Raw genomic sequence first — 18,603 nt, forward strand, 5'->3', positions numbered from 1 at the left:
CGCAAAGCTCGCCATCACACCCTCCGCGCTTCGAAGTCGATGCGGGGATCGACGGCCACATAGGTCACGTCGCCGACGAGGTTCATGATGAGCCCCAGCAGCGTGAAGAAATAGAGCGTGCCGAACATCACCGGATAGTCGCGGTTGATCGCCGCCTCGAAGCCCAGCAGCCCCAGCCCGTCCAGCGAGAAGATCACCTCGATCAGCAGGGCGCCGGTGAACAGGATGCCGATGAAGGCGCCGGGGAAGCCGGCGATGACGATCAGCATGGCGTTGCGGAAGATGTGGCCGTAGAGCACCCGCCGCTCCGCCAGCCCCTTGGCGCGGGCGGTGACGACATACTGCTTGTTGATCTCCTCCAGGAAGGAGTTCTTGGTCAGCATGGTCAGGCCGGCGAAGCCGCCGATCACCATGGACAGCACCGGCAGCACCATGTGCCACATGTAGTCCAGAATCTGCCGCCACCAGGGCAGGCTCGCCCAGTTGTCCGACACCAGCCCCCTCAGCGGGAACAGGTCGAAATAGCGCCCGCCGGCGAAGACGACGATCAGCAGCACGGCGAACAGGAAGCTGGGGATGGCGTAGCCGACGATGACCACGCCGGAGGTCCAGACGTCGAAGGGCTGGCCGTCGCGCACCGCCTTGGCGATGCCCAGCGGGATCGACACCAGATAGACGATCAGCGTCGTCCAGATGCCCAGCGAGATCGACACCGGCATCTTCTCGATCACCAGATCGACGACGCTGCGGTCGCGGAAGTAGCTCTTGCCGAAGTCGAACATCAGGTAGTTCGACATCATGTGGATGAAGCGCTCGTGCAGCGGCTTGTCGAAGCCGAATTCCTTCTCAAGCTGCTTGATGAATTCCGGGTCGAGCCCCTGGGCGCCGCGGTAGCGGCTGCCGGTGTCGCCGCCCTGGGCCTGCTGCGCCGCAGGACCGCCGGTCTCGCCGCCGCCGGTGCCGCCGATGCGGGCGGTCGCCTCCACCGCGGTGCCCTGGACGCGGGCGATCATCTGCTCGATGGGACCGCCGGGGGCGATCTGCACGATCAGGAAATTGATGACCATGATCCCGAACAGGGTCGGGATGATCAGCAGCAGACGGCGGATGATGTAGGCCAGCATCGCGCGGGTTCGCCTTTCTGTTTGCCGTCTCACCCCAGCGGCACGTTCGTGCCGCCGGGGTGCCCCTCTCGATCAATGCTAACGCATTGATCTGCCGGGTTCTACGGTTGGAAAATGATGGAAGCGGTCATTTCCCAACCGTCTCAGGGCGCCGCGCGGCGGGCCGTGTTGGCGAGCTTCGCGTTCTTGTCGGGATCGACCCACCAGGTGTCGGTGAAGGCCAAGCCATACTTGGGCGCAACCGCCGGATGGGAGAAACGGTTCCAATAGGCGACGCGCCGCACGTCGTCGTGCCATTGCGGGATGACGTACCAGCCCCACAGCAGCACGCGGTCCAGCGCGCGGGTCGCCGTGATCAGGCTCTCGCGGTCGGGGGCCTGGATGACCTTGTCGATCAGCGCGTCCACCACCGGGTCCTTGATGCCGGCCAGATTGCGGCTGCCCGGCTGGTCGGCGCGGGCGGACTGCCAGTAGTCGCGCTGCTCGTTGCCGGGCGAGGTCGATTGCAGGATGCGCTGGATGACCATGTCGAAGTCGTAGCGGTCGATCCGGTTCTGGTACTGGGCGGTGTCCACCACGCGGATGGCCGCCTCGATCCCGGCGCGCTCCAGGTTGCGGACGAAGGGCTGGACGATGCGGTCCATGTCCGGCTGCACCAGCAGGATCTCGAAGCGCATCGGCTCGCCGGTCTTCGCGTTCAGCAGCTTGTTGCCCTTCAGCTCCCACCCGGCCTCCTTGAGCAGGGCCAGCGCCGTGCGCAGGTTCGGGCGGATGTTGCCGGACCCGTCGGTCTGCGGCGGCGCGAAGGGCTTGGTGAAGACCTCCTCCGGCACCTTGCCGCGGAAGGGCTCCAGCAGCGCCAGCTCCTCCGGCGAGGGCAGGCCGGCGGAGGCCAGCTCGGAGTTGGAGAAGAAGCTCTTGGTGCGCTGGAACAGCCCGTAGGACAGGTTCGCCCGCGTCCATTCGTAGTCGAACAGGTGATTCAGCGCCTCGCGCACCTTGCGGTCGGCGAAGACCGGGCGGCGGCTGTTGAAGACGAAGGCCTGCATGCCCTGCGGGTCCTGGTGCTTGATCTCCTCGCGGACGATGTGGCCGTCGCGGACGGCGGGCACGTCGTAGCCGGTGACCCAGTTCTTCGACGAATGCTCCACCCGGAAATCGATGGCCCCGGCCTTGAAGGCTTCGAACACCACGTCGAGGTCGCGGTAATAATCGAAGCGGATGCGGTCGAAGTTGTAGCGCCCGCGGTTGACCGGCAGGTCCTTGGCCCACCAGTCCGTCACCCGCTCGAAGACGAGGGAGCGGCCGGGCTGCACCTCGACGATCCGGTAGGGGCCGCTGCCGACGATGGGGTCGAGCGTCGTGCTGGCGAAGTCGCGCACCCCGTTGCCATCGCCTTCGAAGACGTGCTTGGGCAGCACCGGCAACTGGCCCATGATGACCGGCAGCTCGGGGTTGCCGCCGTCGCGGAAGGTGAAGGTGACCGTGCGTTCGCCGGTCTTCTCCGCCTTCGTCACGTCGGCGTAGTAGGTGCGGTAAAGCGGGTGGCCCTTGTCGCGCAGCGTCTCGAAGCTCCACACCACGTCGTCGGCGGTCACCGGGGCGCCGTCGTGGAAGCGCGCCTGCGGGCGCAGCGTGAAACGGACCCAGCTCCGGTCCTCGGCGACGGTGATGGTCTCGGCGAGCAGCCCGTAGCGGGTCAGCACCTCGTCCCCGCTCTCCACCGTCAGCGTGTCGAAGGGCAGGGTGGCCCCGGCGGCGGTCGACCCGCGCAGGATGAAGGGGTTCAGGCTGTCGAAACTGCCGTAGGTTGCCAGCTTGATCTCGCCGCCCTTGGGGGCGTCGGGGTTGACGTAGTCGAAATGCTGGAAGTCCGGCCCGTATTTGGGCGTGCCATGGGCCGTGACGGCGTGCCCCCCGGTTTCCGGGTTGGTCTGCGCGCGGGCCGTGGCGAAGGGTTCCGCCAGATACAGGCACATGACCGCGGCCAGGATCGCTTTACCGGTCTTCCTCATGCCCCTCTCGGTCCTTTTGTTTCCGGTAAGGTAGGGGTGCGTCTATGGCACATTCAAGGCAGAGACGGGTATGGCGGCGTCCAAGCTTGCGGCGGGCCGGGGGGACGGCGCGGCGATTGGCGCCTGGAGCGCCGCGGAAAGCCCGTCCACGACCCGTGTCAGCGTGTCCAACTCCTCCAGGAAGTGGGCGAACAGGGCGGGGGTCAGCCGCTCGTCGAGGGCCGCGATCCCTTCGAACAGATCGCGCCCGGTGTCGATCGCCAGAATGAAGCGCAGCCCGTCGGTGGTCAGCCGGGCCTCGCGGGCGCCCGCCAGGGCGGCGAGCCGGGCGGCCAGGGACCGCACCTCCGGCGGGAACCGCTGCTCGGCCTCCGCCGCCGCGCCGTTCAGCGGGGTCAGCACCGGCTCGGTGCCCCGGGCGCCGAGGGTGAGCGTGCAGGACAGCGGCGCACCCCCCGGCTGCGGCAGGTCGATGCAGAGAAGCCAGCCGCGGAAAATCCGCTCGGGTCCCTTCAGAAGCCCGGCGGATTTGTGAAGCTCGACCTCGTTGAACCAGAAGGACAGGCCCCGGCGCACGCCGGTGATGCCGTCCTCGGCCCTGGCGCTCCCCGGCTTCAGGTCGCTGAAGAGCTGGCGCAGCCGGCGCCGTCCGAGGCAGCCGCCGGGCGCGTAGGCGAGGTCGGCGTGGCGGCAGGCCGCCAGCACGAGCGCGACGAAGAAGCGCTTGCGGCGGCGGCGGAAGAGAACGAAGGGGACGGAGAAGACGGCGAAGGTGAGGGAGCCATAGAGCTTCCCGCTGTGCTTCACGGTCTTCAGGAGGAAGGGCAGCTTCACCAGGGCGAGCACCGTCCCGCCGATCACGGCGAAGACCAGCAGCACGATGGCGGCGCGGGTTCCGGTCCGCTGGCGCTCCAGCCGGTCCAGCAGCGGCCGGATCTCCCGGTCGAACAGGTCCCGCGGATCGGGCGCCGGTAAGGGGGCGGGTGTCTCCGGGATCATGGGACGGCGGCCCTCAGCCTTCCTTGCCCGGCTTCACCCACCACGCCTCCGGGAAGCCGCTGTTGCGGAAGCCCAGGTCGTATTTCGGCGTCGTCTCCGGGAAGCCGAGCGTCGTCCGGTGGGCGATCCAGTTGTCCGGGTTGTACCAGTGCGGCACCATGTAGAAGCCCCACAGCAGCACGCGGTCGAGCGCGCGGGTCGCCGCCTGGACCGACGACAGATCCTTCGCCGCCAGCGCCTTCTCGATCATCGCGTCGGCCGCCGGCTCCTTGATGCCGGCGTAGTTGGCCGACCCCCGGACGTCCGCGGCGGCGGAGCCGAAATAGCTGCGCAGCTCGGTTCCCGGCGGGGTGAAGAAGTTGAAGTTCGCCACCACCACGTCGAAATCGAACTCGTCGGTGCGCGCCTGGAACTGGGCGGTGTCGACCACCCGCAGCACCGCGTCGATTCCCGCCTTGCGCAGCGCCTCGACATAGGGCTGGATCACGCGGGTCAGCGCGCCGGTGCCGTCGAGGAACTCGATGCTCAGCACCTCGCCGGTCTTCGCGCTGGTCATCCGGCCGTTCTTCAGCTCCCACCCGGCCTCGCGGAACAGGCGCATGGCCTCGCGCAGGTTGTTGCGGTTGTTGCCGCTGCCGTCGGTCTTCGGCGGCTCGAAGGGGGTGGTGAAGACGCGCTCCGGCAGCTGGGCGCGGAAGGGCTCCAGCAGGGCCAGCTCCTCCGCCGTCGGCGGCCCCTTGGCGCCGAAGTCGGAGTTGGGGAAGTTGGAGGTCGTGCGGAGATACTGGCCGTACAGGATGTTCCTCTGGATCCATTCGAAGTCGAACAGATAGCCCAGCGCCTCGCGCACCCGCGGGTCGGCGAACTTGGCGCGGCGGGTGTTCAGGCGGAAGCCCTGGGCGCCCAGCGGCAGGTCGCTCTTCACCTCCACGCGGTTCACCCGCCCGTCCTTGGCGGCGGGGAAGTCGTAGCCGGTGGTCCAGCGCTGCGCCCGGTTCTCGGTGCGGAAGTCGTAGGCGCCGGCCTTGAAGGCCTCGAACATCACGTCGTCGTCGCGGTAGTAATCGACCTTCACGCTGTCGAAGTTGTAGAAGCCGCGCGCCGTGGGCAGGTCGCGGCCCCACCAGTCGGCCACCCGCTCGTAGGTGATGGAGCGGCCGGGATCGACGGTCTTGATGCGGTAGGGGCCGCTGCCCAGCACCGGCTCCAGCGTCGTCTTGGAAATGTCGCGGCCGTTGGCGGTCCACCAATGCTCGGGCTGGGGGGCGATGCTGGTGGCGAAGTCGATGATCGGCTTCATCTCCCCGGTGGTCTTCAGGGTGATCTTCAGCCGGTGCTCGTCCAGCGCCTCCACCGCGCCGACGCGGTCGAGGAAGGATTTCAGGAAGGGGTTGCCGTGCGCCTGGATGGAGTCCCAGGCGAAGACCACGTCGCCGGCGGTCACCGGCACGCCATCGTGCCAGCGCGCCTCCCGGCGCAGGTGGAAGACGGCCCAGCTCTTGTCGTCGGGCAACTCCACCGACTCCGCCAGCGACCCGTAGGCGGCGTCCATCTCCCAGCCGGAGCCGACCATCAGCGAATCGGCGATCAGCCCCAGCGTGCGCGGGGTGACGCCGCGCAGGATGATCGGGTTCAGGCTGTCGAAGCTGCCCTGCGCGGCCAGGGTGATCTGCCCGCCCTTGGGGGCTTCGGGGTTGGCGTGCGGAAAATGGGTGAAGCCGGGCTTGAACTCCGGCTCGCCGAACTGCTTCAGGGCCGGGACGGTGACCGTCTGCGCCTGGACCGGTGCCATCAGCGCGGGGAGGGCCAGGAAGGCGGCCAAAACGGCGGCCAGAACGGCGGTTGTCCGGGCGGCAGCGAGAACTCGGCGCATCGTCGGTCCTGACATGGTTGGCCTGAGGTGATTGGGCGGGTCAGCCCTAGCATGTACGCACCTTGCGGCGCGTCAAGTCCGCGTACGCAACGGTATCTTACGCCCGTCCGCTGGCGCCGGCCCGTCCGGGGGCGCAAAAAAGGCGGAAATGTGGCAAGCCCCGACGAGGTGGTGACATGTCGATGTTCCGGCGCACGAGCGCGGAGTTTCTCGGCACCTTCTGGCTGGTCTTCGGCGGCTGCGGCAGTGCCGTGCTGTCCGCCGCCTTCCCGGAGGTCGGGATCGGGCTGACCGGCGTCTCCCTGGCCTTCGGCCTGACGGTTCTGACCATGGCCTATTCGGTCGGCCACATCTCCGGCTGCCACCTGAACCCGGCGGTCACGGTGGGGCTTTGGGCCGGCGGACGCTTTCCGGCCAAGGACATCCTCCCCTACGTCATCGCGCAGGTGGTCGGCGCCTTCCTGGCGGCGGTGGTGCTGTACGTCATCGCCAGCGGCAAGGCCGACTGGTCGCTGGCCGCCAAGGGGCTGGCCGCCAACGGGTACGGGGAGCATTCGCCGGGCGCGTACAACCTCACCTCCGGCCTGCTGGCCGAGGTGGTGCTGACCTTCATGTTCCTGATCGTCATCCTGGGCTCCACCGACCGGCGGGCGCCCGCGGGCTTCGCGCCGCTGGCCATCGGGCTGGCGCTGACGCTGATCCACCTCATCAGCATCCCGGTCACCAACACCTCGGTGAACCCGGCGCGCAGCACCGGGCCGGCTCTGGTCGTCGGCGGCTGGGCGCTGCAGCAGCTCTGGGCCTTCTGGGTGGCGCCGCTGGTCGGCGGGCTGCTCGGCGGGCTGGCCTACCGCGCGCTGGCCGAGGAGATGCCGCGCAAGCCCGCCATCACCGGCGAGGCTCGCCCCTCCGCCTGATCCGTTCTGCCTGATCCGTTCCGCCTGACCCTTTCCCTTCGGGTCCCTCCCCGACTCTCGCGGACCGTGCCCCCCGGCGCGGTCCGCTTTTTGTTGGGGGATGTTCACCTCCACCCGGCGGAAGTCACGGCCTTGTCGCGGGAGTTCCTGATCCGTCAACGGTTATTCTGGGCATCCGTTGACGCACAGGGAGTAGATCATGCGGCAGTTCGACCCCGACTCAAACCCGATGACCGACGAGGATTACGGGATCGTCCTCGGTCTGTTCATCGGCATCTACCTGGGGCTGCTGGCCGTCTCGCTGCTGCCCTGACCGGCGCGGCCCTTCCGCCAATGGTCCGCCATGCGCTCCATGAGCTGGCGGTAGCGGCGGTCGGACCGCATCATCCGGCGCACCGCCTTGCCGTTGCGCGGGTCCGCGAGCATCCATTCCTCCGCGGCCATCTGGTGCTCCGGATGGATGGACAGCATGTAGATCGCCGCCTGCTCCGGCCCCGTCACGGCCTCCTCCTTCAGCCCTTCCAGGATCGCCCCGACATAGAGCGGCAGGACGTTGCGGAAGTCCTCCGGCCCGGTGCCGTCCTGGGCGGGGGCGTCGGCGTCGTCCCCGGTGCCCATCAGGGCGCGGCGCTCCTCCGCCGGCAGGGCGAAGAAGGCGTCCAGCCCCAGCAGCAGGTCGCAGACCGTCTTCTTGCGGACCAGCCAGTTCGCCCCGCCCGACACCCGGCCGGCCAGCGAATGCAGGAAGGGGCGCAGCTTCTCCGGCGAGGTCTCGAAGACGGAGCGGGCGGGCGTGGCGATGGTGGCCATGGGCGTGGTCCTCCTGTCTCAGCCGGCCAGGGCGGCCAGCGTCTCGCGGTGGGTGCGGGCGTCGCCCGCGGCGACCACCCGCCCGCTGGACTTGGCGTCGAGCGGCTGGCCGTCCCAATCGGTCATCAGCCCGCCGGCCCCGGTCACCACCGGCACCAGCGCCGCGAAGTCGTAGAGCTTCAGCCCCGATTCGACGACGAGGTCGTAATAGCCCGCCGCCAGCAGGCCGTAGCTGTAGCAGTCGCCGCCATAGACGGACACCTTGGCCGCTCCCGCCACCCGGCGGAAGGCGTCCTGGTCCGCACCGGGGAACAGGTCGGGCGAGGTGGTGCCCAGCGTCGCCGCGGCCAGCCCCCCGGCGCAGGCGCGCACGCGGGCCGGCTGGCCGTTGAACAGGGTGGGGCGGCCCTCGACGCCCAGCCAGCGGTCCCGGACGATGGGCTGGTCGATGACGCCCAGCACCGGGCGCCCGCGGTGCAGCAGGGCGATCAGCGTGCCGAAGATCGGGCGGCCGGTGATGAAGGACTTGGTGCCGTCGATGGGGTCGATCACCCACACCCACTCGGCGTCCAGGTTCTTGGTCCCGAATTCCTCGCCATAGATGCCGTCGTCGGGGCGCTCGGCCTCGATGATGGCGCGGATGGTCCGCTCCGCCTCGCGGTCGGCGATGGTGACGGGGGAGGCGTCGGCCTTGTCGTCCACCGCCACCGGCGTGCGGAAATACTGGCGGATGACCGGGCCGGAGGCGTCGGCCAGACGCTCCGCCAGGGTCACCAGGGGGGTGGGGCAGGGTTCGGTCATGGTCGCTCCGCCGGATCGCGCGTGGTTGGGACGAGGGCGGCATCCTAGTCGGGCGTTCCGTCGGCGCAAACCATCAATGAGGGAGCCATCATCAAGAGGGGAGGGTTGCGCGGGACGCCGCTTCCCCGTTCCGCGGGCTTGTGGCAGCCTCTTCGCCATGCACGACCGCTCCTCCCCACCCGACCGCCCGAACGCCTATGCCGGCATCCCGCTCGACCGCGCCGGTGTGCGCCGCAAGGACAGGGACTGGCTGAAAGACGCCTGGGCCTCGCCGGACGCGCGCCTGCTGCCCGTGGCGAAATCACGCAACTTCGTGACCGGCGACGCCGACTCGGCCCACGCGGTCGCGGTGGCTTGCGGCGGCGACTGGGGGGTGGAGCCGGTCTTCCTCGGCCTGCTCGACGGGGTGCCGCACTTCACCGTGGACCTGACCGGTCTGGAGGCGCCGGAGGAGCATCCGGCCCTGGCCGGGCTCGGCCGCTTCGAGGACCTGCGCGCCGTCGGTCCGCTGATGGAGGCGACGGAGGCCGGGCTGTGCGCCTACGCCCGCGGCATCACCTGGTGGAACGCCCGGCACCGCTTCTGCGGCGTCTGCGGCTCCGCCGCGGTGGGCGCGGAGGGCGGGCATGTGCGCGTCTGCACCAACCTGGACTGCGCCACCCACCATTTCCCGCGCACCGACCCGGCGGTGATCATGCTGGTCCATGATGGGGCCGGGCGCATGGTGCTGGGCCGCAACTCCCGTTTCCCGCCGGGCATGCATTCGGTGCTGGCCGGCTTCGTCGAGCCGGGCGAGAGCCTGGAGGACAGCGTCAAGCGCGAGGTGCTGGAGGAGGTGGGGCTGGAGGTCACCGACATCCGCTACCACTCGTCCCAGCCCTGGCCGTTTCCGTCCTCGCTGATGCTGGGCTTCAGCGCGCGGGCGGTGACTTTGGACATCCAGACGGACCTGGAGGAACTGGAGACGGCCCATTGGTTCGACCGCGACTTCCTGCGGACCTTCACCCCCAGCGAGGAGTTCCGCCTCGCCCGCCCCGACAGCATCGCCCGCCGCCTGATCGACGAGTGGATCGCGGAGGGGGAGTGAGGGCGTCGCATCGCGTGCCCCCACCCTAACCCTCCCCCGCTGTCGCAGGGGAGGGAAGGGGCCCGCGGCGGAGCCGTGGGACGGGTGGGGGCCGAGCGGGTGGCGGTTCAGGCCCCGGTCAGCATGTCCAAAGCCGCCACGATGGCGGTGTCTTCCGACAGCAGGCTGCCGACGCAGGGACCAAGATCCGCGATGCGGACGGCGCCGGCGAACTGGGTCACCATGACATGCGGCTGCCCTTCGATGGAAAAGACCGGATTCAGCCGCTTCGCGGCGAGCGGCGCTTCTCCGCGCGGCAGCAGCGGGACGACGAAGCGCGTGTTAAGATCGCGCAGGATGTTGGCTTGCAGATCCAGCAGATAGCCGGGACCGTCGAGGCGGCGATGAACATCGAAACGGGCCATCAATAAGGCCGGTTCTTCGCCAAAGGCAGGCCGTGCGCCTCGACATAGGCATTGGACGACTCGATGGCCGGACGGTTCTCCTCCCGCCACGCCCGGTCCCGGACCTCGGCGATCTGGTCCGCCAGACCGCGCTCGCAGGCCTGCGCGACGTCGATGCCCAGCGCCTGCGCCTGCGCAAGCAGATCGCTGTTCAGGCTGACGCTGGTGGCATGCTTCGGGGCCGAATCATCGAAGGGAAGGCGCGTATCGGGCATCTGCTGCTCCACGACCATGCGCCATCAACATGCCCAGGGCCGCCGCCAAGTTCAAGAGCCCCCTCAATCCTCGCCGAGGCGCTGGCTTTCCTGGTAGCGGAAGGGGTTGGCGGGGTAGACGCCCAGGATCTTCACCTCGCCCGCGCGGGCGAAGAAAGCCAGCTCCTCAAGCGCCAGGCGCAGGGAGCGCTCCTCCGGATGGCCCTCCACGTCGGCGTAGAACTGGGTCTGGGTGAAGTGCCCGCCGACCATGTAGCTTTCCAGCTTCGTCATGTTGATGCCGTTGGTGGCGAAGCCGCCCAGCGCCTTGTAGAGGGCGGCCGGCACGCTGCGCACGCGGAAGACGAAGGTGGTGATGATCTTGCCGCCGGTCCCCTCGGCGGGCAGCGGCGGGGTCTTCGGCTCGCGGGACAGGATCAGGAAGCGGGTGGTGTTGTGCTCCGCGTCCTCGATGCCGCCCTTCAGGATGTCCAGCCCGTAGATGTCCGCGGCCAGCGAGGAGGCGATGGCGGCGTGCTGCGGGTCGCCCAGCTTGGCGATCTCGGCGGCGGCGCCCGCGGTGTCGGCGTGGGAGATCGCCGTCAGCCCCAGCTCCCGCGTCATGTTGCGGCACTGGGACAGCGCCTGGATGTGGCTGCGCACCGTCTTCAGCCCGGCCAGCGTCGCGCCCTTGGGGGCGAGGAGCTGGTGGTTCACCCGCTGGAAATGCTCGCCGATGATGTGCAGGCCGCCCTCGGGCAGCAGATGATGGTTGTCGGCCACGCGCCCGGCGATGGAGTTCTCCACCGGGATCATGGCGAGCGCCGCGCGCCCCTCGCGCACCGCGGCGAAGGCGTCCTCGAACGTGGCGCAGGGCAGCGTCGTCATCTCCGGAAAGACCGTCCGGCAGGACAGGTCCGAATAGGCGCCGGGCAGGCCCTGGAAGGCGATCACGTTCGAGGTCGTCATCGGTCGGTCTTCTTTTGAAGGGGGCGTCGTCTTTTAAGGCGTCGTCTTTTAAAGGGAGGCGCGCTTGGCGAGGATCGCGCGGGCACGCTCCAGGTCGGCCGGAGTATCGACGCCGAGCGGAACCGCGTCAACGACGGCGGCGTCGATGCGCATCCCGAAGGCCAGCGCGCGGAGCTGCTCCAGCCGCTCCCGCTGCTCCAGCGCCGAGGGCGGCAGGCGGACGTAGCGCTCCAGCGCGGCGCGGCGGTAGGCGTAGAGCCCGATGTGGTGGAACAGCGGCCCGTCGCCCCACGGCGCGGTGGCGCGGCTGAAATACAGGGCGCGGCCCCGCCGGGCGCCGGGCGGCAGCTCCAGGACGGCCTTGACCACGTTGGGGTCGGTGCGCTCCTCGTCCCGCGTGATCTCCACCACCAGCGTGGCGATGTCCACCTGCGGGTCGGACAGCGGGGCGAAGGCGGCGCGGACCACGGCGGGCTCGATGGTCGGCAGGTCGCCCTGCACGTTCACCACCGCGTCGTATTTCCCCTCCGGGTCGAGCAGGCCGACCGCCTCGAAGATGCGGTCGGAGCCCGAGGGATGGTCGGGCCGGGTCAGCACGGCGGTGCCGCCCGCCGCCTCCACCGCCGCGGCGATCTCCGGCTCGGCGCAGGCGACCACCACCGGGCCGATCTCCGCCTCCATGGCGCGGCGCCACACCTGCACGATCATCGGCGCCCCGCCGATGTCGGCCAGCGGCTTCCCCGGCAGGCGGGTGGAGGCCATGCGGGCGGGGATCACCACGATCGGGTTGGAGGGTGGCGGGGTCGGCGTCGTCTTGCTGTCTGCGTCTGCGTTCATGTCGGCGTTCGTCATGGAACGGCCCCCTGTCGCGTCGGAAAGGTGGCGCGGGTGAACCATGGATCGCCCTTTGCGTCAAGCGGCGTCACTCCAATATTCAGACGGCCAACAGTCGGTGAGCCGACATTCCTGTGGCAAGGGAGGGGGCCGAAGCGGTGACAAGCCGCCGCGGTCACGCTATCGTGCGGCGGAGAACCAGCCATTCCTGGCGACAGACCCGCAGCACGACAAAAAGGGGAAAAAGACGTTATGAGCATGGAGTGGAACAAGATTTTCGGCGCCGTGCTGCTGGCGGGTCTGATCGCCATGCTGGCGGGCTTCGCCGCGGAAGTTCTGGTGCATTCGAAGTCGCTTGAGAAGCCCGCCTATGTGGTGGCCATGCCGGACGGCGCCGCTCCGGCTCCCAGCGGTGGCGCGGCCCCGTCCGGCCCCGCCGAGATCGCCCCGCTGCTCGCCAAGGCCGACGCCGCCGCCGGCCAGTCCGCGGCCAAGGCCTGCGCCGCCTGCCACAGCTTCGACAAGGGCGGCCCGAACAAGGTCGGCCCGAACCTGTACGGCATCGTCGGCGCCCCGCACGGCCATCTGGACGGCTTCGCCTATTCCGACGCCATCAAGGGCAAGGCCGGCCCCTGGAACTACGATGAGCTGAACCACTTCCTCTACGACCCGAAGGCCTACGCGCCGGGCACCAAGATGACCTTCGCCGGCGTCAAGAAGGACCAGGACCGGGCGAACATCATCGCCTATCTGCGCTCCCTGTCCGACAGCCCGGCGCCGCTGCCGCAGTAACGCGCAGCGGTCCCATCCGGGAATGATGCGAAAGCCCCGCGGTCCATCGGACGCGGGGCTTTTTCGTTCCGCGTCAAACGGAAGGCCGGCAGATTGGCCTTGCATATGACGGCCCTATCGCCGATATAAGGCGCGGGAGGCTGGCGGCGGACGAGTCCCTCGCCAACCCGGTCAGGTCCGGAAGGAAGCAGCCGTAACGAGTTTCGGCTCGGGTCGTTCGTCCAGTCTCCCACCCTTCCCATCCAATTCGTTGTAGCGAATTGAAACGGCGACAGCCCCGTGCCGTGACGCTATTCTGCGCTCCGTCGTGAAGCCGATTACCGGGCCAGCCGCGTGACCGATACCACCGTTGCCGATATGTCCTCTTCCGTTTCCGGGACGTCCGGGGGCCTCGCCTACCGGGTGCTGGCGCGGAAATACCGTCCGAAAAGCTTTGCCGAGCTGATCGGGCAGGACGCGCTCGTCCGCACCCTGACCAACGCCATCACTTCGGGCCGCATCGCGCAGGCCTTCATGCTGACCGGCGTGCGCGGCGTGGGCAAGACGACGACCGCCCGCATCATCGCCCGCGCCCTGAACTGCACCGGGCCGGACGGCACCGGCGGGCCGACGGTGACGCCCTGCGGCGTCTGCGACAATTGCCGCGCCATCGCCGAGGACCGCCACGTCGACGTGATGGAGATGGACGCCGCCAGCCACACCGGCGTGGACGACATCCGCGAGATCATCGACGGCGTGCGCTACGCCCCGGTCTCGGCGCGCTACAAGCTCTACATCATCGACGAGGTCCACATGCTCTCCAAGAGCGCGTTCAACGCGCTTTTGAAGACGCTGGAGGAACCGCCGTCCCATGTGAAGTTCGTCTTCGCCACCACCGAGATCCGCAAGGTGCCGGTGACGGTGCTCTCGCGCTGCCAGCGCTTCGACCTGCGGCGCGTCGACGCCCAGGTGCTGAAGGAGCATTTCACCCGCGTCACCGGGCTGGAGGGGGCGGGGATCGAGCCGGACGCCGCGGCCCTGATCGCCCGCGCCGCCGACGGGTCGGTGCGCGACGGATTGTCGCTGCTCGACCAGGCCATCGCTCTGGCCGCCGGCACGGTGACCGCGCAGCAGGTGCGCGACATGCTGGGTCTGGCCGACCGCAGCAAGGTGATCGACCTGTTTGAGGCCGCCGTCTCGGCCAAGCCGGCGGAGGCGATGGACCTGCTGTCCGACCTGCACCGCGTCGGCGCCGATCCGGTGGTGATCCTCCAGGACCTTCTCGACCTCGTGCACAACCTGACGCGGCTGAAGGTCGTGCCGGACAGCGCCAACGACCCCGGCCTGCCGGAGGCGGAGCGCACCCGCGGCGCCGCCCTGTCGGCGAAGCTCGGCATGCCGGCGCTGACCCGCGCGTGGCAGTTGCTGCTGAAGGGGCTGGGCGAGGTTCAGGCGGCCCCGGTGCCGCAGCAGGCGCTGGAGATGGTCATCGTGCGGCTGTCCTACGCCGCCGATATGCCGACCCCGGGCGACCTGATCCGCCAGTTCCAGAATCTGCAAAATGGTGGTGGACAGGGTGGCGCCTCGGCCCCGCGCGGCCCCGGCGGTGGGCCGGTGGCGGTCGGCGGCTCCGCCGTGCGCGCCGTCGCCCAGGCACAGCCGAACCAGCAGCCGAGCCCGCAGCCGGCCGCCCAGCCCGTGCAGACCGTCGCCGTCGCCGTGGCGGACGAGGAGCGCGTGGCGATGCCGCGCGACTTCCGCACGCTGGTCCAGGTCTTCGCGGAGAAGCGCGAGGGCGCGCTCTACGGCCATCTGACCGGCAGCGTCCATCTGGTGCGCCTGGAGCCGGGGCGGCTGGAGCTGCGCCTGACGACCCTGGCCCCGTCGACCCTGCCGAATCGCGTCGGTCAGCTGTTGACGGAATGGACCGGCCAGCGCTGGGTCGTCATCGTCTCGGACGCGCCGGGCGAGCCGACGCTGATCCAGCAGGAGCAGGCCGCCCAGAAGCGCGCGCTGGAGGAGGCGGAGGCGCATCCGGTGGTGCGCGCCGTTCTGGACGCCTTTCCCGGCGCGAAGATCACCGATGTCCGCGATCTCAAGGCGGCGGTCGAGGCCGAGCCCCAGGTTGCGGATGACGGGGAGAATCCCGACCTTATGGTCATGCAGCAGGACGACGGGGTTTATTACCCGCTCGACGATGAAGGAGATTTCTGACCCATGAAGAACCTCGGCCAGATGATGAAGCAGGCCCAGCAGATGCAGGCCAAGATGCAGGAGATGCAGGCCCGCCTGGGCGAGGTCGAGATGACCGGCCAGTCGGGCGCCGGCATGGTCAACGTGACGGTGAACGGCAAGGGCGAGATGAAGAAGATCAAGCTCGACAAGTCGATCGTCGATCCGGAGGACATCGAGGTCCTGGAGGACCTGATCATCGCCGCCTTCAACGACGCCAAGGCCAAGGTCGAGCAGCACGTCGCCAACGAGACCCAGAACCTGATGGGCGGGATGAAGCTGCCGCCGGGCATGAAGCTGCCGTTCTAAGTTTCTATGGCCGGGCCGAACCCACGGTCCGGCCACCCTTTGAAAACAACGATGCCGTGCCAGCGAAGCCGTGAATGATCGGACCTGAAATCGAGCGCCTGATCCAGCTCCTGTCCAAGCTGCCGGGGCTGGGGCCGCGGTCGGCGCGGCGGGCGGCGCTGCACCTGATGAAGCGCCGCGACAGCCTGCTGGTGCCGCTGTCCGAATCCATGGCGCTCGCCGCGGAGGCCATCCGCAACTGCTCGGTCTGCGGCAACCTCGACAGCCGCGACCCCTGCTCCGTCTGTTCCGACCACAGCCGCGACCGCTCGACCATCTGCGTGGTGGAGGATGCCGGCGACCTCTGGGCGCTAGAGCGCACGCGCGCCTTCCACGGCACCTACCATGTGCTGGGCGGCACGCTGTCGGCCTTGCAGGGGGTGGGGCCGGACGATCTGAACATCCCGTCCCTGGTGGAGCGCGCGAAGGACCCGGCGGTGACCGAGGTCATCCTGGCGCTGAACGCCACGGTGGACGGCCAGACCACCGCCCATGTGGTGACCGACCGCCTGTCCGGCAGCGGCGTTTCCGTGTCCCGTCTGGCCCACGGCGTGCCGGTGGGCGGGGAACTGGACTATCTTGACGACGGGACGCTGACCGCGGCGCTGAAGGCGCGGCGGCCTTTGTAGGAAGGTGTTTGTGGGGGGAGGTCTTGCCCCCTCCCTGACCCTCCCCCGCTGACGCAGGGGAGGGGATCGGACTTGCTTACTTCTTCTTCAGCGCGGCGACGCCCGGCAGGTCCTTGCCTTCCAGCCACTCCAGGAAGGCGCCGCCGGCGGCGGAGATGTAGGTGAACTTCTCCTCGACGCCGGCATGGGCCAGCGCCGACACGGTGTCGCCGCCGCCGGCCACCGACAGCAGGCTGCCTTCCGACGTGCGCTCGGCGACGAGGCCGGCGACGGCGTTGGTGCCGGCGTCGAAGGGCTGGATCTCGAAGGCGCCCAGCGGGCCGTTCCACACCACCGTCTTGGCGCCCTGGAGCTTCAGGCCCAGGAACTCGACCGTCTCGGGGCCGACGTCCAGCGCCATCTCGTCGGCGCCGATGCCGTCCGCCGGAACGGCGCGGTGGGCCGCACCGGCCTTGAACTCCTTGGCGACGATGAAGTCCTTGGGCAGCAGCAACTCGCAGTTGGCGGCCTTGGCGGTCTCCATGATGGCGCGGGCCTGATCGGCCATGTCCTTCTCGCAGAGCGAGGCCCCGACATCGACGCCCTGGGCGTAGAGGAAGGTGTTCGCCATGCCGCCGCCCAGCGCCAGCATGTCGACCTTCTTCACGAGGTTGCCGAGCAGGTCCAGCTTGGTGGAGATCTTGGCGCCGCCGACGACGGCGGCCACCGGACGCTCCGGCTTCTCCAGCGCCTTGGTCAGCGCCTCGAGCTCGGCCTGCATCAGGCGGCCCGCGGCGGCGGGCAGATACTGGGCGACGCCCTCGGTCGAGGCGTGGGCGCGGTGCGCGGCGGAGAAGGCGTCGTTGACGTAGAGGTCGCCGAGAGCGGCGATCTGCTTGGCGAAAGCCGGGTCGTTCTTTTCCTCTTCCGCGTGGAAGCGGGTGTTCTCCAGCAGCACGATGGCGCCCGGCTGCACGCCGTCGATGGCGGCCTTGGCCTTGTCGCCGACGCAATCCTCGCCGAAGGCGACGGTCTGGCCGACGGCGGCGCTCAGCGCCTCCAGCACGTTGCGCAGCGAGTTCTTGGCGTCCGGACCGTTCTTCGGGCGGCCGAAGTGCGACAGAACCACGACCTTCGCACCCTTCTTCGCCAGCTCGGTCAGAGTCGGCGCCAGACGGTCGATGCGGGTCGTGTCGGAGACCTTGCCGTCCTGCATCGGGACGTTGAGGTCGGCACGCACCAGCACCGTCTTGCCGTTCACGTCGAGGTCGTCGATGGTGTTGAACTCGGTCATGGCTGCTGTCCCTACGGGTTGAACTTTTGCCGGGCAATCCAGCACAGGGGCGCCCGCTTTGCAACGGCCCGCGTGGGCGACCGGTTGCCCCATGCGGCGAAAAGACGGGGCTCTGGGCGGGCGGGGCCGCCGATCCCATGTCTATGTCCATGAACAGGATCGCCCCCCATTCCTCCGCCCGGCTGGCCCCCCGGCTGGCTTACGCGGCCAGCCAGTCCGCCCGCGTCGCCTGGTTCCTCGGCCAGTACATGATGGCCGCGCGGATCGGCCGGCGGATCACCGGACCGCCGCGGACCACCCCGCCCGGCGGGCGTCCGGTGCCCGGCACCCGCGCGATTCTGGAGGAGCTGCGCGCCCTGCTGGCCCGCGACCTCGCCAACATCGAGGCGGGCTACTACCGCCTGCCGCACGATCTGATGCCCGACCCGCGCCGGTTGCTGACCGACGCCGCGGCCTTCTTCCGCGACGTGCCGGAGGTGTCGCGCCGCCGCCGCGACCATGCGGCGGTGGAGGTGCGCGCCAACCCGCCGCCCGGCAGCGGGGGGCTGCCCGCCTACTACCGCCAGAACTTCCATTACCAGACCGGCGGCTACCTGACGGAGGAGAGCGCCCGCCTCTACGACCATCAGGTCGAGGTGCTGTTCGGCGGCGGGGCCGACGCCATGCGCCGTCAGGTCCTGGTGCCGATCTTCGAACACCTGAAGACGCGCCGCAGCGCCGACTGCCGCCTGCTCGACGTGGCCGCCGGGACGGGGCGGTTCCTGACCTTCGTGAAGGACAACCACCCGCGCCTGCCGGTGACCGCGCTCGACCTCTCCCCGGCCTATCTGCGGGAGGCGCGGCGCAACCTCGCCCCCTGGGCGCGCAGCAGCGCGCTGGTCCAGGCTGCGGCCGAGGCGATCCCGCTCGCAGACCGCTCGCAGGACATCGTGACCTGCATCTACCTGTTCCACGAACTGCCGCCGAAGATCCGCGCCCAGGCCGCCGCCGAGATGGCCCGCGTGCTGAAGCCCGGCGGCATCCTGGTCTTCATGGACAGCGTGCAGTACGGCGACAACCCGATGATGGACGGGCTGATTGACCGCTTCCCGCAGTCCTTCCACGAGCCCTTCTACGCCCATTACGCCCGCGACGACCTGCCCGCCCTGTTCGCCGCCGCCGGGCTGCGCCTGCGCGAGACGTCGCTCGCCTACATGTCCAAGCTTGTGGTTTTGGAGAGGGCGGACCCCTGATCACACAGGGTTGCAACAAAAGCGTCATGGTTCTGTAACTTGACCGTGGCTG

At 69.3% G+C, this 18,603-nt stretch carries 18 protein-coding genes and 1 other RNA gene; 8 read left to right on the forward strand and 11 right to left on the reverse strand.

Features of this window, described 5'->3' with window-relative positions:
* Positions 1 to 14 precede the first annotated feature (14 nt).
* The 4 genes from TSH58p_RS13585 to TSH58p_RS13600 all read right to left on the reverse strand — a co-directional run bounded on the left by TSH58p_RS13585 (position 15) and on the right by TSH58p_RS13600 (position 6,011).
* The gene (locus TSH58p_RS13585; RefSeq protein ID WP_109070514.1) at positions 15 to 1,124 is read right to left on the reverse strand and encodes a microcin C ABC transporter permease YejB; all 1,110 of its coding nucleotides are present in this window, start codon (positions 1,122 to 1,124) and stop codon (positions 15 to 17) included.
* A gap of 143 nt (positions 1,125 to 1,267) precedes the next feature.
* Positions 1,268 to 3,139, reverse strand: a complete 1,872-nt coding sequence (locus TSH58p_RS13590) for an extracellular solute-binding protein (protein WP_109070513.1) — start codon at positions 3,137 to 3,139, stop codon at positions 1,268 to 1,270.
* Between the two features lie 42 nt (positions 3,140 to 3,181).
* Positions 3,182 to 4,138 (reverse strand): hypothetical protein, encoded by a 957-nt coding sequence (locus TSH58p_RS13595; RefSeq protein ID WP_109070512.1) that lies wholly within the window; start codon positions 4,136 to 4,138, stop codon positions 3,182 to 3,184.
* A gap of 13 nt (positions 4,139 to 4,151) precedes the next feature.
* Entirely contained in the window at positions 4,152 to 6,011 is a 1,860-nt protein-coding gene (locus tag TSH58p_RS13600) for an extracellular solute-binding protein (protein WP_109070511.1), read from the reverse strand.
* Between the two features lie 176 nt (positions 6,012 to 6,187).
* Between TSH58p_RS13600 and aqpZ the strand changes: the two genes are divergently transcribed.
* A complete protein-coding gene (gene aqpZ / locus TSH58p_RS13605; protein WP_109070510.1) occupies positions 6,188 to 6,928 on the forward strand; it encodes an aquaporin Z in 741 nt (246 codons plus the stop codon).
* A gap of 276 nt (positions 6,929 to 7,204) precedes the next feature.
* On the opposite strand, the gene TSH58p_RS13610 is transcribed toward aqpZ, so the two are convergent.
* Positions 7,205 to 7,738, reverse strand: coding sequence for a hypothetical protein (locus tag TSH58p_RS13610; protein ID WP_109070509.1), 534 nt, complete (start codon positions 7,736 to 7,738; stop codon positions 7,205 to 7,207).
* A gap of 18 nt (positions 7,739 to 7,756) precedes the next feature.
* On the reverse strand, positions 7,757 to 8,539 hold the full coding sequence (gene hisN, locus TSH58p_RS13615; protein ID WP_109070508.1) for a histidinol-phosphatase: 783 nt from the start codon (positions 8,537 to 8,539) through the stop codon (positions 7,757 to 7,759).
* Positions 8,540 to 8,696: 157 nt separating this feature from the next.
* On the opposite strand from hisN, the gene nudC reads away from it, so the two are divergent.
* Positions 8,697 to 9,626: an NAD(+) diphosphatase gene (gene nudC, locus TSH58p_RS13620; RefSeq protein ID WP_109070507.1), complete on the forward strand. Its 930-nt coding sequence runs from the start codon at positions 8,697 to 8,699 to the stop codon at positions 9,624 to 9,626.
* 107 nt (positions 9,627 to 9,733) lie between these two features.
* Here nudC and TSH58p_RS13625 read toward each other — a convergent pair whose 3' ends face one another.
* From TSH58p_RS13625 to TSH58p_RS13640, 4 genes are all read right to left on the reverse strand, one after another.
* Positions 9,734 to 10,030 carry a CcdB family protein gene (locus TSH58p_RS13625; RefSeq protein ID WP_109070506.1) on the reverse strand — a complete coding sequence of 99 codons (297 nt, stop codon included), beginning with the start codon at positions 10,028 to 10,030 and terminating at the stop codon, positions 9,734 to 9,736.
* On the reverse strand, positions 10,030 to 10,284 hold the full coding sequence (locus TSH58p_RS13630; RefSeq protein WP_247874077.1) for a type II toxin-antitoxin system CcdA family antitoxin: 255 nt from the start codon (positions 10,282 to 10,284) through the stop codon (positions 10,030 to 10,032). Before TSH58p_RS13630 ends, TSH58p_RS13625 begins: the two co-directional genes overlap by 1 nt.
* Before the next feature lie 63 nt (positions 10,285 to 10,347).
* Complete coding sequence (locus tag TSH58p_RS13635; protein WP_109070504.1) at positions 10,348 to 11,232, reverse strand: prephenate dehydratase; 885 nt, start codon at positions 11,230 to 11,232, stop codon at positions 10,348 to 10,350.
* A gap of 48 nt (positions 11,233 to 11,280) precedes the next feature.
* Positions 11,281 to 12,069, reverse strand: a complete 789-nt coding sequence (locus TSH58p_RS13640) for a 3-deoxy-manno-octulosonate cytidylyltransferase (RefSeq protein ID WP_109070531.1) — start codon at positions 12,067 to 12,069, stop codon at positions 11,281 to 11,283.
* Between the two features lie 249 nt (positions 12,070 to 12,318).
* Between TSH58p_RS13640 and TSH58p_RS13645 the strand changes: the two genes are divergently transcribed.
* From TSH58p_RS13645 to recR, 5 genes are all read left to right on the forward strand, one after another.
* Complete coding sequence (locus TSH58p_RS13645) at positions 12,319 to 12,858, forward strand: cytochrome c family protein (protein WP_109070503.1); 540 nt, start codon at positions 12,319 to 12,321, stop codon at positions 12,856 to 12,858.
* A 135-nt stretch (positions 12,859 to 12,993) separates the two neighbouring features.
* Positions 12,994 to 13,091: signal recognition particle sRNA small type (gene ffs / locus TSH58p_RS13650), an RNA gene on the forward strand.
* 124 nt (positions 13,092 to 13,215) lie between these two features.
* Complete coding sequence (locus tag TSH58p_RS13655; RefSeq protein WP_247874076.1) at positions 13,216 to 15,051, forward strand: DNA polymerase III subunit gamma/tau; 1,836 nt, start codon at positions 13,216 to 13,218, stop codon at positions 15,049 to 15,051.
* A gap of 3 nt (positions 15,052 to 15,054) precedes the next feature.
* Positions 15,055 to 15,378: a YbaB/EbfC family nucleoid-associated protein gene (locus tag TSH58p_RS13660; protein WP_014239409.1), complete on the forward strand. Its 324-nt coding sequence runs from the start codon at positions 15,055 to 15,057 to the stop codon at positions 15,376 to 15,378.
* A gap of 74 nt (positions 15,379 to 15,452) precedes the next feature.
* Entirely contained in the window at positions 15,453 to 16,046 is a 594-nt protein-coding gene (gene recR, locus TSH58p_RS13665) for a recombination mediator RecR (RefSeq protein ID WP_014239410.1), read from the forward strand.
* 76 nt (positions 16,047 to 16,122) lie between these two features.
* Here the strand turns inward: recR and pgk are convergent, their stop codons facing one another.
* A complete protein-coding gene (gene pgk, locus TSH58p_RS13670; protein WP_109070501.1) occupies positions 16,123 to 17,319 on the reverse strand; it encodes a phosphoglycerate kinase in 1,197 nt (398 codons plus the stop codon).
* Between the two features lie 143 nt (positions 17,320 to 17,462).
* Here pgk and TSH58p_RS13675 point away from each other — a divergent pair, with 143 nt between their 5' ends.
* The gene (locus TSH58p_RS13675) at positions 17,463 to 18,551 is read left to right on the forward strand and encodes a class I SAM-dependent methyltransferase (protein ID WP_247895501.1); all 1,089 of its coding nucleotides are present in this window, start codon (positions 17,463 to 17,465) and stop codon (positions 18,549 to 18,551) included.
* The last annotated feature ends 52 nt before the right edge of the window (positions 18,552 to 18,603 follow it).

This window comes from Azospirillum sp. TSH58, from assembly GCF_003119115.1.
Lineage (GTDB): Bacteria > Pseudomonadota > Alphaproteobacteria > Azospirillales > Azospirillaceae > Azospirillum.

What these genes read in the sequence shown, in the direction of transcription:
- TSH58p_RS13585 (WP_109070514.1), bottom strand. Translation starts at nt 1,124, where the DNA reads ATGCTGGCCTACATCATCCGCCGTCTGCTGCTGATCATCCCGACCCTG.
- TSH58p_RS13590 (WP_109070513.1), bottom strand. Translation starts at nt 3,139, where the DNA reads ATGAGGAAGACCGGTAAAGCGATCCTGGCCGCGGTCATGTGCCTGTAT.
- TSH58p_RS13595 (WP_109070512.1), bottom strand. Translation starts at nt 4,138, where the DNA reads ATGATCCCGGAGACACCCGCCCCCTTACCGGCGCCCGATCCGCGGGAC.
- TSH58p_RS13600 (WP_109070511.1), bottom strand. Translation starts at nt 6,011, where the DNA reads ATGCGCCGAGTTCTCGCTGCCGCCCGGACAACCGCCGTTCTGGCCGCC.
- aqpZ (WP_109070510.1), top strand. Translation starts at nt 6,188, where the DNA reads ATGTCGATGTTCCGGCGCACGAGCGCGGAGTTTCTCGGCACCTTCTGG.
- TSH58p_RS13610 (WP_109070509.1), bottom strand. Translation starts at nt 7,738, where the DNA reads ATGGCCACCATCGCCACGCCCGCCCGCTCCGTCTTCGAGACCTCGCCG.
- hisN (WP_109070508.1), bottom strand. Translation starts at nt 8,539, where the DNA reads ATGACCGAACCCTGCCCCACCCCCCTGGTGACCCTGGCGGAGCGTCTG.
- nudC (WP_109070507.1), top strand. Translation starts at nt 8,697, where the DNA reads ATGCACGACCGCTCCTCCCCACCCGACCGCCCGAACGCCTATGCCGGC.
- TSH58p_RS13625 (WP_109070506.1), bottom strand. Translation starts at nt 10,030, where the DNA reads ATGGCCCGTTTCGATGTTCATCGCCGCCTCGACGGTCCCGGCTATCTG.
- TSH58p_RS13630 (WP_247874077.1), bottom strand. Translation starts at nt 10,284, where the DNA reads ATGCCCGATACGCGCCTTCCCTTCGATGATTCGGCCCCGAAGCATGCC.
- TSH58p_RS13635 (WP_109070504.1), bottom strand. Translation starts at nt 11,232, where the DNA reads ATGACGACCTCGAACGTGATCGCCTTCCAGGGCCTGCCCGGCGCCTAT.
- TSH58p_RS13640 (WP_109070531.1), bottom strand. Translation starts at nt 12,069, where the DNA reads ATGAACGCAGACGCAGACAGCAAGACGACGCCGACCCCGCCACCCTCC.
- TSH58p_RS13645 (WP_109070503.1), top strand. Translation starts at nt 12,319, where the DNA reads ATGAGCATGGAGTGGAACAAGATTTTCGGCGCCGTGCTGCTGGCGGGT.
- TSH58p_RS13655 (WP_247874076.1), top strand. Translation starts at nt 13,216, where the DNA reads ATGTCCTCTTCCGTTTCCGGGACGTCCGGGGGCCTCGCCTACCGGGTG.
- TSH58p_RS13660 (WP_014239409.1), top strand. Translation starts at nt 15,055, where the DNA reads ATGAAGAACCTCGGCCAGATGATGAAGCAGGCCCAGCAGATGCAGGCC.
- recR (WP_014239410.1), top strand. Translation starts at nt 15,453, where the DNA reads ATGATCGGACCTGAAATCGAGCGCCTGATCCAGCTCCTGTCCAAGCTG.
- pgk (WP_109070501.1), bottom strand. Translation starts at nt 17,319, where the DNA reads ATGACCGAGTTCAACACCATCGACGACCTCGACGTGAACGGCAAGACG.
- TSH58p_RS13675 (WP_247895501.1), top strand. Translation starts at nt 17,463, where the DNA reads ATGTCCATGAACAGGATCGCCCCCCATTCCTCCGCCCGGCTGGCCCCC.